Genomic DNA, 12,710 nt, shown 5'->3' on the forward strand with positions numbered 1-12,710 from the left:
TCATCCGGCGGGACGCGCAGTCCCGGTTCGCTGCGTACCCGCCCTCCCCCGAAGACTGCGACGGACCCCTGTACCGCTCGGGAGAGGGGCCCCGCGCATCATCCTGATGCCGCATCGTCACCCGCGCTGTGCAGATGCGGTCGCGGAGGGCGCGCCGCGACTCGCGACGCTTCACACAGAGGAGGCCGTTACGCCCTCCGTTACGCGGCGCCGCGGTCCAGCACGATCACCGCGCGGCGGTTCTGCGACCAGCACGAGATGTCGTTGCAGACCGCCACCGGCCGCTCCTTGCCGTACGACACCGTCCGCATGCGGTTGCCCGCAATGCCGCGGGTGGCGAGGTAGTCATTCACCGCCTGGGCCCGGCGGGCGCCCAGGGAGAAGTTGTACTCGCGGGTGCCGCGCTCGTCGGCGTGGCCCTCGATGATGAAGGTGTAGCGCGGGTAGCGCTGCAGCCACGCGGCCTGCTTGTCGAGGGTGGCGGTCGCGGTCGGCGTCAGATCGGTGGAATCCGATTCGAAGAACACCCGGTCGCCGATATTGACGACGAAGTCCTGCGCGCTGCCCGGGGTCGCGGCGCCGGCCCCGAAGGCGGAGGCGTCGGCGAGATCCTTGTCGTTGCTGCAGGCGCCGAGGCCGAGGCCGGCGACGAGGGCGAGGCCGAGGGCGGCGGCACGAAAACGCTGCGTCATGATCTGAAAAAGCTCCTCGAGCGGTGCCGAAGGCCGGCTGCGGGTCTTCGAGGCGGGTCCGCGTAGTCCTGGGTACCGTTGGTAGGCGCGGATGGTTAAGCGACGGTTCCGACGAGCGGCCTCGGGACGGGTTGGCGCCGTGGGCGCGCTCGACGTCGTGCGCTGTCGCACCCGGAATGCGGCGGCGGCGGGGCATCGAGGCCGGACAGGCCATTTCGGACGGACCGGTTGCGGCGCTGCAACAGGACCGTGCGTGGGAACGAAGCCCGAGCGCCGCGCCCGACGGCAGCGCGACCGGGCGTGGCCCAGGCCGACACGGTAACCGTTGCGGCCGGCATTTAAGGGATCCTCAACCCTATCCATTCTTGAATGGAGCGGCCGAACACCGGACATCCGCCATGCGTCCCGCCCAGTGCGTCCTCATCGTCGAGGACAGCTACCTGCTCCTCGAGATCGTCGCGAGCCTGTGTGAGACGCACGGGATCCGGGTGATCGAGGCCTCGACCGGCGAGGCCGCGCTGACGCTGCTGCGCGCCCGCGGCGGCGAGATCGACTGGCTGTTCACCGACATCCATCTGCCGGGGCTGATCGACGGCTGGAGCGTGGCCCACGCCTTCCGGTCGATCCATCCCGACCGGCCGGTGGTCTACACCTCCACCGACGCGAACCGCCGCAGCGGCGTGCCCGGCAGCCTGTTCCTGCGCAAGCCGTTCCAGGTCCAGGAGGTCAACCGGCTGGTCCGGATGATGGTCGACGGCCTCGGCGGGACGGCGCATGACGCGCCGCTCTGCGCGGCGGGCTGAGTCACAGACCCATCCGAGCCGGACCGTCATCGCGCGCAGCGAAGCGACTGAGGGCGGCGCGACCGTGGATTGCTTCGCTCCGCTCGCAAAGACGAGTCGGCCGGCTGGACGCCTGGGCTCCCGGGGGCAGCCTCAGCCGGCCCGGAACAGCGCCACGATGTCCGGCGCGGACAGCCACGCCTCCACCCGCGGGCAGGCGAGGTCGCCCGGCGGCGTCGCGTCGTAGATGGCGAAGCTCGCCGCGATGAAGCCCGGCAGGTCGTAGAGCGTCGGGAAGTCGTCGCCGCGCGCCTTGGTCTTGAACAGGTACGAGCCCGTCAGCCCGAAATGCTCGGCCACCGGCGGATAGATCGGCCAGATCACATCCTCGACCAGCTCGTCGCCAAGGTAATCCTCGATCTCCACCGGCTCGGGCGTGAGCCCGTTCTCCTGCAGCAGGCGCCGGGCGATGTCGCCGATCACATGGGCCTTCGGGTGGTTCATCAGGTGCATGAAGGCGCCGCGGCGCGCCCAGCGGGTCACCTCGCGCTCCAGGCCGAAGCCGAGGGCCGCCGCCGACCCGACGAGCTCGCGCACCGCCGGATCCCAGTGGTCGAGATAGCCCAGGCGGGCGAACACGTCCTCGCGGAACAGGGATGCGGTGCGCTTCGGGTCGAGGCCGAGCCGGTAGGCAGTGAGCGCGATCGCCGAGTGGTACTGCCCCGTGGGCGACGGGGTCAGCTTCAGCGCGGCGAGGTTCGACGCCTGGCCGACATAGACCATGTCGGGATGGAAGGCCGAGAACACGATCGCCGGGAACAGCTTGAGCCGCGGGTCGGCCGCCCGCACGGTGGCGGCATCGCCGCCCGGGATCAGCCCGGCCGGGAAACTCTGCGCGAAGACGTGGTCGTGGGCGCGGAGCGTCCGGATCAGGCCGTCGACATGACCGTGGTCGCGCTTGAGCGAGCCCATGGGCAGATAGCGCACCGGGCTCCTCGGCGCGAGCAGGCGCATCGCCTGCGCGACGCCCCGGGCCTGGCAATTGCCCAGCACCGCGATGCTCGGCCCGTCACGCCCGGTGGCGGCGCGGGCGCGGTTCCGCCATGGTGTCGCCCAGGTGGGGGCCCAACGGGTAGGCGCCCAGCTGGGCGCCGAGAGGGTGAACGCGCTGCGGGCGCGCCGGGGCAGGTCGTTCAGGGCCACGTCGCGTGCCGGTGTCAGCGGACGGGTCATCGCCCCCGAGGGCGGTCGCCGTCGTGAAGAAGAGGGTTCGAAGATGGCGTTGAATCCGTATACGGGTCTACCGGCCGAGCGATTCTGGCGCAAGGTCGTCACCAACGTGCCGCCCTTCGCGGTCAATCCGCACCCGAAGGACACCTTCGTGATCGGGCCGACCGACAAGGTCGCCACCGGCGGCTCCTGCTTCGCGCAGCGGGTGGCCGAGGCGGTGCGCGGCGCCGGCTTCAACTACTACCTGACCGAGCCGCCGCCCCCCGGCATGAGCGCCGAGGAGGCCAATGCCCGCCAGTTCGGCACGTTCTCGGCACGCTACGGCAATCTCTACTACACGCGCCAGTTCGTGCAGCTGTTCGACCGGGCCTACGGGACGTTCGAGCCGGAGCTGAAGGCGTGGCTGCGCGACGACGGCCGCTACGTCGACCCGTTCCGCCCCACGGTCGAGCCGGCGGGTTTTGCGAGCGAGGCCGAGGTGGTCGCGGCGCGCGACGCGCATCTCGCCGAGGTGCGCCGCCTGTTCGAGACGCTCGACGTGTTCGTGCTGACGCTCGGCCTCACGGAAGGCTGGCGCTGGCGGGCCGACGGCGCGGCGCTGCCGCTCGCCCCGGGCGTTGCCGGCGGCACCTTCGACCCTGAGCTCTACGAGTGCGTCAACGCGGGCGCGGGCGAGGTGCTCGGCGACCTCAACGGCTTCCTCGACCGGCTCTGGAGCGTGAACCCGAAGGCGCGGGTGATCTTCACGGTCTCGCCGGTGCCGATGATCGCCACCTACATGGACCGGCACGTGATGGAGTCGAACAGCTACTCCAAGTCGGTGCTGCGGGTGGCGGCCGGCGAGGTGGTTGGCCGCGGCGACCCGCGGGCGGTCTACTTCCCCGCCTACGACATCGTCACGAGCAACGTGAATGCCGGGCGCTACTACAACGAGGACCAGCGCACCATCAACGACGCGGGCGTGCGCCACGTCATGCGCCTGTTCCTGGCGACCTTCGCCCGCGACCGGGTGAACGCGGCCCCGACCCACGCCCCCGTGGACCTCGCGGCGGAGTTCGAGGGCAATGCCGGCGTGATCTGCGACGAGGAGGAGATCGAGCGCAGCGTGGCGTGACCGGGAAGCTTCGCCGGATCCGCCGCAGTCATGCGGTGAGGCTTGCCCGCATCGTCATCACGCGCAGCGACGTGACCCAGGGCAACGCGCCATCACGATCGTGGCGCCGCCTGGATTGCTTCGCTCCGCTCGCAAAGACGGCGGCGGGTCGAAGCGCTCCGGGCGGAGGCCGTTCGCGGCCTCCGCCGGCAGGCGCGGCGATCCGGATTTGCCTTCGGCCGGGCGTTTCAGGCAAGCTTGGCCGCACGCGCGCCTCCGGAGACGAATCCCTTGAGCCTGCCCCCGCCCCGCCGCGCCGACCACGACATCGATCCGGTCTTCGTGAAGCGGCACTCGCCCCGCGCCTTCACGGGCGAGGCCGTGCCCGAATCCGAGCTGATGCGGATGATCGAGGCGGCGCGCTGGTCGCCCTCCGCCTACAACTCGCAGCCCTGGCGCTTCCTCTACGCGCTCCGGGACGATGCCCATTGGGAGACGTTCCTGGGCCTGCTGGTGCCGGGCAATCAGAAATGGGTCTCGGGCACCGGCGCGATCCTGTTCCTGGTCTCGAACGGGCTCATGAAGGTCGGCGACGAGCTGAAGCCGTCCTACAGCCATTCCTTCGACGCCGGCACCGCCTCGCTGGCCTTCCAGCTCCAGGCGATCCACCAGGGCTGGCACGCCCACGGCATGGTCGGCTTCGACCATGTCCGCGCCCCCGAGGTGCTGCGCCTGCCCGAGAACCACCGGATCGAGGCCGCCTTCGCGGTCGGCCGCAAGACGCCCGAGGCGGAGCTCACCGAGGAGCAGCGGCCCCGCGAGACGCCGAACGGCCGTCGGCCGATCACCGACTTCACCCTCGCGGGCCCGTTCCCGCAGCAAGCGGGCTGAGGCGGGCTGGAACCGGTGGCCGAGACCAGGGATTGTGCCCGCATCGCAAGCCCGTCACGGGCTTGGCCGCCACCGCCGCAGACTGCGGCGGCGGGGCAGCGGATCGCCGGTCCCGTACCGATCCTGTCCGCCCTGCGACGCATCGGGAGCTGGCTCATGGATCCGTCCGACAGCGCCTCACCCGACGATTTCTCCGGTGACGGGCAGCCCGACCACGCGTCGGGGCTGCGCAGCGTGGCCGAGCGCCACGGCGTCAGCCTCGATGCCGTGCGCCATCTGGTGCGGGCGCTGGAGCGCGGCCACGGCACGATGGCGCAGTTCGACCATCCCGATCTCGGTGGGATGGGCCAGTGGTTCGCCGGCGGCATGGTCATGGTCGGCCGGATGTTCGACGACGCCCTGAAGGCGCGGGTCGGGGCGCTCTGCACCGAGCTGGCCGGCGCGCTGCCGGCGGGCGGCTTCTCGGAGGCGGGACCCACGGCGCGGCGCGGCGGCGGCGAATGGTGGCCGGCGGGCCTCGGCGCTCCGGCGAGCACCGGCTCGCAGAATGGGATGCGCTACGCCTATTTCCCGGAGCACCGGCGGCTCGCGGTCGAATCGGGCTCGGGCGTCGCCCTCTACGATACCGGCGAGCACCGCATCACGGGCGTCTCGCAGGCGAATGGCAGCCTCGGGTTCACCGGGCCGGCCGGCGCCGTCGCGCTCGATCGCCTCCGCCGGATCGAGGCGGCGGTCGCCGCCCCGCGCCAGGGGGATCCGGGCCAAAAGGGGCTCGCCAAGCGGACCGGCACCCGGCGGAGCCGTCCGGGATCCAGGCAGCCGGCGCGCCGGCTGCCTCGCCGCCGGACGACGTGCTCACGACCATCGACCGGTTGGCGGAGCTGCACGCGCGCGGCGTGCTCACCGATCAGGAATTCTCGACCAAGAAGGCAGAGCTGCTGGCGCGGCTGTGAGCGGCGCCGGCTCGGCGGACCTGCCGGTCGCGAGCCGCCTCAGGCGATGCCGTCGCGCAGCAGGTCGTGGACGTGGACGATGCCGACCGGCCGCCCGTCGGTGACCGCGAACACCGCCGTGATCAGCCGGCGGTTCATCAATTCCAGGGCCGCCTGGGCGAGCTTGTGCGGCTCGACGGTAATCGGATCGCGGGTCATGACCGCCGAGACCGGCGTGTCGAGGATCGCCGGGCCCATGTGGCGGCGCAGGTCGCCGTCCGTCACGATGCCGACGAGGCGCCCGGCCCCGTCGGTGACGCCGACGCAGCCGTAGCGCCGCGCCGCGATCTCGATCAGCACCTCGGACATCAGCGCGGTCTCGTGGACCAGCGGCATGTCCTGGGGGCCGTGCATCACCTGCTGCACGGTCCTGAGGCGGGCCGCCAGCGTCCCGCCGGGATGCAGGGTGTGGAAGCGCGCCGAGGTGAAGCCGCGCCGCTCCAGGAGCGCCACCGCCAGGGCGTCGCCCAGCGCCAGCTGGATCAGGCTGGAGGAGGTCGGCGCGAGGTCGTGCGGGCAGGATTCCCGCACGCGGGGCAGCTCCAGCAGCACGTCGGCGGCCTTGCCCAGGGTGCTCTCGCCGTTGCGGGTGATGGCGACCAGCGGGATCGAGAACCGGCGGCTGAAGCCGACGAGGTCGGACAGTTCCGCGGTCTCGCCCGACCACGACAGCGCGATGATCACGTCGTCCCGGGCGATCATCCCGAGATCGCCGTGGCTTGCCTCGGTCGGATGGACGAAGAAGGCGTGGGTGCCGGTAGAGGCCAGCGTCGCGGCGATCTTGCGGCCGACATGGCCGCTCTTGCCGATGCCGCTGACGATGACGCGGCCCTTGCTCTGCAGAATCGTCTGGACCGCCTCCTCGAAGGCCGCGCCGAGCCGGCCCTGGAAGGCCGCGCTCGCCTCCTGCAGGGCCGCGATGCCGAGCTGGAGGCTGCGGATCCCGAGGTCGCGGGTGGTGGCGAGATGCGCGGACGGGGCGTCGTAGCGGTCGTCGCGCAGGGCGCTGGAGGCGGGAGCGTTCATCGTGTCCGTTCTCGGCCCGTCCGGCCGGGTCCCCGGGCCCAAGGCGGCCGGCGATGCGAAGCGTATGCGGCGACGCTAGGCAGCCGTCGTGGTTGAAATGTGACGCGGGGACGACGCAGCGCCGCACACCGGTTGAAGGGCCGCCCACCGAGGTCCATGCTGCCCGTACGCCATCCCGCGCCGCGGGCCCCAGGAGGGCACAAGCCCCATGACCATCCGCTTCCCCGATCCCGATCCCGCGATCCTCGCCCGCCGCGAGGCGATCCTGGCCGGGCTCGCGCCCCTGGTCGCGCCCGAGGCGCTGGTGGTCAGCGAGGACGAGCGCCGGGCCTTCGAGACCGACGGGCTGACCGCGTACCGGCAGATGCCGCTCGCCGTGGTCCTGCCCTCGACCACCGCGGAGGTCGCCGCCGTGATGGCCTATTGCCACGCGAACGGCGTGCGGGTCGTGCCGCGCGGCGCCGGGACATCCTTGGCGGGCGGCGCCATCGCGCAGGCCGACGCGATCATCCTCGGCGTCGGCAAGATGACCAGGGTCCTCGACATTGACTTCGCCAACCGCACCGCCCGGGTGCAGAGCGGCATCACCAACCTGGCGATCTCCGGGGCGGTCAGTCACGAGGGCTTCTTCTACGCTCCAGACCCGTCGAGCCAGCTCGCCTGCACGATCGCCGGCAACATCGCGATGAATTCCGGCGGCGCGCACTGCCTCAAATACGGCGTGACCACCAACAACCTGCTCGGCGTCACCCTCGTGCTCAACGACGGCACCGTGGTGGAGATCGGCGGCCAGCACCTCGACAGCGGCGGCTACGACCTGCTCGGCCTCGTCTGCGGCTCGGAGGGGCAGCTCGGCATCGTCACCGAGGCGACCGTGCGGATCCTGCGCGCGGCGGAAGGGGCGCGGCCGGTGCTGGTCGGCTTCTCGAGGGTCGAGGATGCGGGCGATTGCGTCGCGGCGATCATCGCGGCCGGCATCATCCCGGTGGCGATCGAGTACATGGACCGCGAGGCGATCCTGATCACCGAGGATTTCGCCCAGGCCGGCTATCCCCGCGACGCCGAGGCGATGCTGATCATCGAGGTCGAGGGCTCGGACACCGAGTGCGACGCGATGCTGGCGCGGATCGAGACGATCGCCAAGGACTTCCGCCCGACCAGCGTGCGCGTCTCGCGCTCGGAGGCGGAATCGGCCGCGATCTGGAAGGGCCGCAAGTCGGCCTTCGGGGCCACCGGCCGGATCTCCGACTACATCTGCATGGACGGCACGATCCCCACCGGCCAGCTCGGGCCGGTGCTGGAGCGGATCGGGGCGATCTGCGCCGAGAAGGGCCTGCGGGTCGCCAACGTGTTCCACGCCGGCGACGGCAACCTGCACCCGCTGATCCTGTTCGACATCAACCGGCCCGGCGAGTTGCAGAAGGCCGAGGCGGCGGGCGACGAGATCCTGAAGCTCTGCGTCGAGGTCGGCGGTTGCCTGACCGGCGAGCACGGTGTCGGCATCGAGAAGCGCGAGCTGATGCGCTTCCAGTACGATCAGGTCGATCTGGAGCAGCAGATGCGGGTCAAGGCGGTGTTCGATCCGGACTGGATGCTGAACCCCGCCAAGGTGTTCCCGCTGGACGGGCGGCTCGCGGCCTGACCGCGGCCGCGTTCCTCAATCGGGCAGGCTCCCGACCTTCTCCGGTCGAGAGCCCGTTTCCCGGCGGTCCGACCCGATCCGGTCAGGCAGCCTCGACCTTGCGGCCGGCGCCGCGGCTCTTGCCCGCTGCGGCCGTGTCCTTGCCCGCGGCGGCCGTGCCCTTGCGACGGCTCTGCGCGCGGCCGGAAGCGGCCGGCTCCTCCGCGGGCGCGGGTTCGTCTTCGATCGTCTGCGCGCGGCCGGGCTGGCCGAGGCCCAGGCTCTTGGCCAGCGCCGAGCGCTGCGCCGAGTAATTCGCCGAGGTGGTCGGGTAGTCGGACGGCAGGCCGTAGCGCTCGCGGTACCCCTGCGGATCCAGACCATGCTTGGTCAGGTGGCGCTTCAGCGTCTTGTACGACTTGCCGTCGATGAAGCTGATCAGGCCGTCGGGGCGGATCGACTTGCGGATCTGGGCCGGTGTCGGCCGCTCGATAGTCTCGGCAGCCGGAGCCGACGGACCCGAGCCGATCGAATTCAGCGCGTCATGGATGCTGGCGATCAGCGCCGGCAATTCGGCCGAGGGAAGCGAGTTGTTGGAGACGTAGGCCGCGACGACGTCCACGGTCCGTTCGATGAAATCCAGTTGGTATGTCGGCGCAGCTTCAGACATTCTCTCTTTCCTTGGCTTCAAAGCCTGATGAGATCCCCTCTTTTCGCGAGTTAAGACACGGGCGCGAAAAAGCAAGCTGATCGCTTTCATTCTCTGTGACCAACCAAAAGTCTAAGGATGCATCGACCCACCATGTATACAGGGTAAGGTTGCATTCGCGGCACTTGGAGCGCTCTTCCGGATCGCATTACCGCGTCCAAAAGCGCGAATGCTGCGCCGGTTCGGCAAGCGGGTTTTCGTTGACGGGAGAGACCTTTACACCCGAGAACAGCGGGTGTTTTCGCGGGTCCTGCATCATCGCTCAACGGTCTCGCGAAGGATCTGCGCAGTCGTCGCGTAAGATTTCGCGAGGAGCACCGGACCCCGCGTCGTTTCGTCCGGTCCCGGGCGGCAGGCGCCGCCCGGAAAACCTCAGATGTCCGTCAGACGAAGGTCTTGCGCGGGTCGAACGCGTCGCGCACCGCCTCGCCGGCGAAGACGAGCAGGCTCAGCATCACGGCGATGACCAGAAATCCCGTCAGCCCGAGCCACGGAGCCGTCAGGTTGTCCTTGCCTTGCGCGAGGAGTTCGCCGAGCGAGGGCGAGCCCGGCGGCAGGCCGAAGCCGAGGAAGTCCAGGGAGGTCAGCGTGGTGATCGAGCCGTTCAGGATGAACGGCAGGAAGGTCAGGGTCGCCACCATGGCGTTCGGCAGCAGGTGGACGGCCATGATCCGAATATTCGACAGGCCCAGCGCCCGGGCGGCCCGGACGTATTCGAAGTTCCGGGCGCGCAGGAACTCGGCGCGCACGACGCTCACCAAGGACACCCAGGAGAACAGCAGCATGATCCCGAGCAGCACGAAGAAGCCCGGGGCGATGAAGGCCGAGATGATGATGATCAGGTAGAGCGTGGGGATGCCGCCCCAGACCTCGATGAAGCGCTGGAAGGCGAGATCGACCCAGCCGCCGAAATAGCCCTGGACGGCGCCGGCCACCACGCCGATCGCCGAGGAGATCGCCGCCAGGATCAGGCCGAACAGTACCGAGATGCGGAACCCGTAGATCACCCGCGCCAGCACGTCCCGGGTGGTGTTGTCGGTGCCGAGCCAGTGCCAGGGGATGTCCGCGCAGCTCGTGCCGCCGAGCTTCTCGGCCACGGGCCGGCACTGCGCGTCCGAGAGCATCCAGGTCGGCGGCGACGGCGAGGGCGTCGGCAGGTCCTCGTTGATCGTGTCGTACGAGAACCGGATCGGCGGCCACAGCGCCCAGCCGTTCTCGGCGATCTCCTTGCGGATCTCGGGGGAGCGGTAATCGGTCTGCGCGAGGAAGCCGCCGAATTTCTCCTCCGGATAGTCGACCAGCACCGGGACCAGCCACTCGCCCTTGTAGGACAGCAGGATCGGCCGGTCGTTGGCGATGAATTCGGCGAACAGGCTGAGGATGAACAGCCCGGCGAAGATCAGGAACGACCCGTAGCCGAGTCGGTTGCGGCGGAAATTGTCGAGCCGGCGCCGGTTAAGCGGCGACAGGCCACGGCGTCCCACCGGAGCAGGTGGCGGCGGCGCGCCCTCATCCGGACGCAGGACGATCGGCTGTGCGCCGGGCATCGGCGCCGGCACGACCTCGCTCTCGCCGGGACGGGCGACTTCGTTCATCGCTGGGACCTCCGAGAGCCGTCACGTCGCATTCTCCTCCTCCCTTCGCGGGCGAAGGGAGAGGCGTCGAACAGCGCGTTCTCCTGACTCATCGGAGATGTGTGGGATCGATCGTCCGACCAGGGCGACGGATCGCGGCCCCTCAGCCGTCGATCCGCGTCGCGGTGCCCTCGATCTCGCTCGGGCGCAGGCCGCCGCTGCGCTCCATCCAGCGGCGCAGCAGCCGGACGTTGCGGCGGTTGGCCTTGAAGGCGGCGTCGAACAGGTCGCCCGCTACGGGCACCGCGCCGATCAGCCCGTCGAACGCGACATTCAGCCCCATCCGGGCCACCAGCCAGCGCGGTGCCCCGAGGCGCTTGGCCTCGTAGACGATGAAGGATGAGATCACCATGCCGGCCACGTCGCCGATCACCGGCACGAGGCCGATCAGCGCGTCGAACCCGACCCGCCGGTTGATGCCCGGGATCACGAAGGCCGTGTCCATCAGGTGGGCCAGCGTCTCCAGCCGGGCGAGGCTCGCCTCGCGGCCGAGATCTGCCGACAGGAAGGGCGGCCGGCCGCCGGAGGGCGCCGCGCCGCCGGGAAAGGTCTCGGTCCGGGTGAAGTGCCCGGCCCGGGGAGCCTGGGTGAAATCCATGGTCGGGGTCCGTCGGGAAGCCATCCTGCCCAACGATGTGGCCCCCGCACCGGATCCCCGCAAGGACGGCGGCCGCCAGGACCGTCCCCGTCACGCCGCCCTCCCGGGAAGGCCGCTCATCCGGTCGAGGGCCGCGTCCAGGGTCGCGTCGGCCTTGGCGAAGCACAGGCGCACGAGGCTGCGCACGGCGGCGTCCGGGTAGAAGGCGCTGACCGGAATCGCCGCCACGCCGTGGCGGGTGACGAGGGCCTCGCAGAAGGCCGTGTCGTCCGCGTAGCCGAGCTCGGCGATGTCGATGTTGAGGAACCACGTGGCCTCGGCCGGCAGCACCCGGAAGCCGAGGTCGCGCAGGCCGCCGGCCAGCCGGTCACGGGAGGCGGCGTAGCCCGACCGCATCGTCTCGAACCATGGGGCCGGCTTCCGCAGGCCGTAGGCCACCGCCTCCTGGAGGTTCGGCGGCGTCGTGAAGGTGAGGAACTGGTGCGCCTTGGCGAGCCCGCGCATCAGCCCGGCATCGGCCATCACGAAGCCGACCTTCCAGCCGGTGAGCGAGAAGATCTTGCCGGCCGAGCCGATCTTGACCGTCCGCTCGCGCATCCCGGGCAGCGCCATCAGCGGCCGGTGGCGGGCGCCGTCGAACACCACGTGCTCCCAGACCTCGTCGCAGAGCGCCGTGACGTCGAAGCGCTGGCAATAGCGGGCGAGCAGGGCGAGGTCCTCCGGGGCGAACAGAGTGGCGCTCGGGTTCAGCGGATTGTTCAGCACCACGACCCGGGTGCGGTCCCCGAACGCGTCCGCCAGGGCCGCCTCGTCGAGGCGGAAGGCCGGCGGCTGCAGGGCGACGATCCGCGGCACGCCGCCGGCCCGCCGAACCAGGGGCAGGTAGGCGTCGTACATGGGCGCGAACAGCACGACCTCGTCGCCGGGGTTGATCAGGGCCAGCAGCGCGCCGGCGAGCGCCTCGGTGGCGCCGGAGGTCACCATCACCTCGGTCTCGGGATCGAGCGTCAGTCCCTGATGCTGCGCGTAATGGGCGGCGACCGCCTCGCGCAGGGCCGGCAGACCCATCATCGGCGGATACTGGTTCCAGCCGTCCAGAAGCGCCCGCGCGCCCCGTTCGCGCACGTCTTCGGGGCCGGGATCGTCCGGAAAGCCCTGGCCTAGATTGATCGCGCCGTGGACCTGCGCGAGCCGCGACATGGTCTCGAACACCGTCGTGGGCAGTGCCGCGAAAACGGGATTCATGCGGTGCGGCCCGGGGCCAAAGGTGTCGCAGGTGTCGGCATGATCGGTCTCGGCATCGCCGGCCTGTACCATGGCCGCCGCGCGATGCGGAATGTGCGCACTCGCACAGACGCGCTGTCCAACGCCCAACAACCGGCTGACGAATGTTGACTTTCATCACTCGTATCGTAGGTTGAGAGCACGGTCGGAGCGGCGCT

Annotated in this window: 13 protein-coding genes; 5 read left to right on the plus strand and 8 right to left on the minus strand. The window is 70.5% G+C overall.

Annotated features, from left to right (window positions below; translation table 11 throughout):
• Positions 1 to 200: 200 nt before the first annotated feature.
• Positions 201 to 692 (minus strand): peptidoglycan-associated lipoprotein Pal, encoded by a 492-nt coding sequence (gene pal / locus M6G65_RS24995; RefSeq protein WP_250103023.1) that lies wholly within the window; start codon positions 690 to 692, stop codon positions 201 to 203.
• A 398-nt stretch (positions 693 to 1,090) separates the two neighbouring features.
• Here pal and M6G65_RS25000 point away from each other — a divergent pair, with 398 nt between their 5' ends.
• On the plus strand, positions 1,091 to 1,495 hold the full coding sequence (locus M6G65_RS25000) for a response regulator (RefSeq protein WP_238195925.1): 405 nt from the start codon (positions 1,091 to 1,093) through the stop codon (positions 1,493 to 1,495).
• 132 nt (positions 1,496 to 1,627) lie between these two features.
• On the opposite strand, the gene M6G65_RS25005 is transcribed toward M6G65_RS25000, so the two are convergent.
• Positions 1,628 to 2,707 carry a WcbI family polysaccharide biosynthesis putative acetyltransferase gene (locus M6G65_RS25005; RefSeq protein WP_238195926.1) on the minus strand — a complete coding sequence of 360 codons (1,080 nt, stop codon included), beginning with the start codon at positions 2,705 to 2,707 and terminating at the stop codon, positions 1,628 to 1,630.
• Positions 2,708 to 2,750: 43 nt separating this feature from the next.
• On the opposite strand from M6G65_RS25005, the gene M6G65_RS25010 reads away from it, so the two are divergent.
• Entirely contained in the window at positions 2,751 to 3,818 is a 1,068-nt protein-coding gene (locus tag M6G65_RS25010) for a GSCFA domain-containing protein (protein ID WP_238195927.1), read from the plus strand.
• Positions 3,819 to 4,088: 270 nt separating this feature from the next.
• Positions 4,089 to 4,688 carry a nitroreductase family protein gene (locus M6G65_RS25015; RefSeq protein WP_238195928.1) on the plus strand — a complete coding sequence of 200 codons (600 nt, stop codon included), beginning with the start codon at positions 4,089 to 4,091 and terminating at the stop codon, positions 4,686 to 4,688.
• Positions 4,689 to 4,865: 177 nt separating this feature from the next.
• Here M6G65_RS25015 and M6G65_RS25020 read toward each other — a convergent pair whose 3' ends face one another.
• The gene (locus tag M6G65_RS25020) at positions 4,866 to 5,453 is read right to left on the minus strand and encodes a hypothetical protein (RefSeq protein ID WP_250103024.1); all 588 of its coding nucleotides are present in this window, start codon (positions 5,451 to 5,453) and stop codon (positions 4,866 to 4,868) included.
• Between the two features lie 86 nt (positions 5,454 to 5,539).
• Between M6G65_RS25020 and M6G65_RS25025 the strand changes: the two genes are divergently transcribed.
• A complete protein-coding gene (locus M6G65_RS25025; RefSeq protein WP_250103025.1) occupies positions 5,540 to 5,641 on the plus strand; it encodes an SHOCT domain-containing protein in 102 nt (33 codons plus the stop codon).
• A gap of 39 nt (positions 5,642 to 5,680) precedes the next feature.
• Here the strand turns inward: M6G65_RS25025 and M6G65_RS25030 are convergent, their stop codons facing one another.
• On the minus strand, positions 5,681 to 6,706 hold the full coding sequence (locus tag M6G65_RS25030) for a KpsF/GutQ family sugar-phosphate isomerase (RefSeq protein WP_192710487.1): 1,026 nt from the start codon (positions 6,704 to 6,706) through the stop codon (positions 5,681 to 5,683).
• A 208-nt stretch (positions 6,707 to 6,914) separates the two neighbouring features.
• Here M6G65_RS25030 and M6G65_RS25035 point away from each other — a divergent pair, with 208 nt between their 5' ends.
• Positions 6,915 to 8,348 carry an FAD-linked oxidase C-terminal domain-containing protein gene (locus M6G65_RS25035; protein WP_238195930.1) on the plus strand — a complete coding sequence of 478 codons (1,434 nt, stop codon included), beginning with the start codon at positions 6,915 to 6,917 and terminating at the stop codon, positions 8,346 to 8,348.
• 82 nt (positions 8,349 to 8,430) lie between these two features.
• Here the strand turns inward: M6G65_RS25035 and M6G65_RS25040 are convergent, their stop codons facing one another.
• From M6G65_RS25040 to M6G65_RS25055, 4 genes are all read right to left on the minus strand, one after another.
• Positions 8,431 to 8,997, minus strand: coding sequence for a Ros/MucR family transcriptional regulator (locus M6G65_RS25040; protein WP_238196021.1), 567 nt, complete (start codon positions 8,995 to 8,997; stop codon positions 8,431 to 8,433).
• A gap of 422 nt (positions 8,998 to 9,419) precedes the next feature.
• Positions 9,420 to 10,631 carry an ABC transporter permease gene (locus tag M6G65_RS25045; protein ID WP_238195931.1) on the minus strand — a complete coding sequence of 404 codons (1,212 nt, stop codon included), beginning with the start codon at positions 10,629 to 10,631 and terminating at the stop codon, positions 9,420 to 9,422.
• Positions 10,632 to 10,773: 142 nt separating this feature from the next.
• The gene (locus tag M6G65_RS25050; protein WP_238195932.1) at positions 10,774 to 11,268 is read right to left on the minus strand and encodes a DUF4112 domain-containing protein; all 495 of its coding nucleotides are present in this window, start codon (positions 11,266 to 11,268) and stop codon (positions 10,774 to 10,776) included.
• A gap of 90 nt (positions 11,269 to 11,358) precedes the next feature.
• Positions 11,359 to 12,513, minus strand: coding sequence for an aminotransferase (locus M6G65_RS25055; RefSeq protein WP_238196022.1), 1,155 nt, complete (start codon positions 12,511 to 12,513; stop codon positions 11,359 to 11,361).
• Positions 12,514 to 12,710 lie beyond the last annotated feature (197 nt).

It is taken from the genome of Methylobacterium tardum, assembly GCF_023546765.1.
In the GTDB taxonomy this organism is placed as follows: Bacteria; Pseudomonadota; Alphaproteobacteria; order Rhizobiales; family Beijerinckiaceae; genus Methylobacterium; species Methylobacterium tardum.

What these genes read in the sequence shown, in the direction of transcription:
- pal (WP_250103023.1), bottom strand. Translation starts at nt 692, where the DNA reads ATGACGCAGCGTTTTCGTGCCGCCGCCCTCGGCCTCGCCCTCGTCGCC.
- M6G65_RS25000 (WP_238195925.1), top strand. Translation starts at nt 1,091, where the DNA reads ATGCGTCCCGCCCAGTGCGTCCTCATCGTCGAGGACAGCTACCTGCTC.
- M6G65_RS25005 (WP_238195926.1), bottom strand. Translation starts at nt 2,707, where the DNA reads ATGACCCGTCCGCTGACACCGGCACGCGACGTGGCCCTGAACGACCTG.
- M6G65_RS25010 (WP_238195927.1), top strand. Translation starts at nt 2,751, where the DNA reads ATGGCGTTGAATCCGTATACGGGTCTACCGGCCGAGCGATTCTGGCGC.
- M6G65_RS25030 (WP_192710487.1), bottom strand. Translation starts at nt 6,706, where the DNA reads ATGAACGCTCCCGCCTCCAGCGCCCTGCGCGACGACCGCTACGACGCC.
- M6G65_RS25035 (WP_238195930.1), top strand. Translation starts at nt 6,915, where the DNA reads ATGACCATCCGCTTCCCCGATCCCGATCCCGCGATCCTCGCCCGCCGC.
- M6G65_RS25040 (WP_238196021.1), bottom strand. Translation starts at nt 8,997, where the DNA reads ATGTCTGAAGCTGCGCCGACATACCAACTGGATTTCATCGAACGGACC.
- M6G65_RS25045 (WP_238195931.1), bottom strand. Translation starts at nt 10,631, where the DNA reads ATGAACGAAGTCGCCCGTCCCGGCGAGAGCGAGGTCGTGCCGGCGCCG.
- M6G65_RS25050 (WP_238195932.1), bottom strand. Translation starts at nt 11,268, where the DNA reads ATGGATTTCACCCAGGCTCCCCGGGCCGGGCACTTCACCCGGACCGAG.
- M6G65_RS25055 (WP_238196022.1), bottom strand. Translation starts at nt 12,513, where the DNA reads ATGAATCCCGTTTTCGCGGCACTGCCCACGACGGTGTTCGAGACCATG.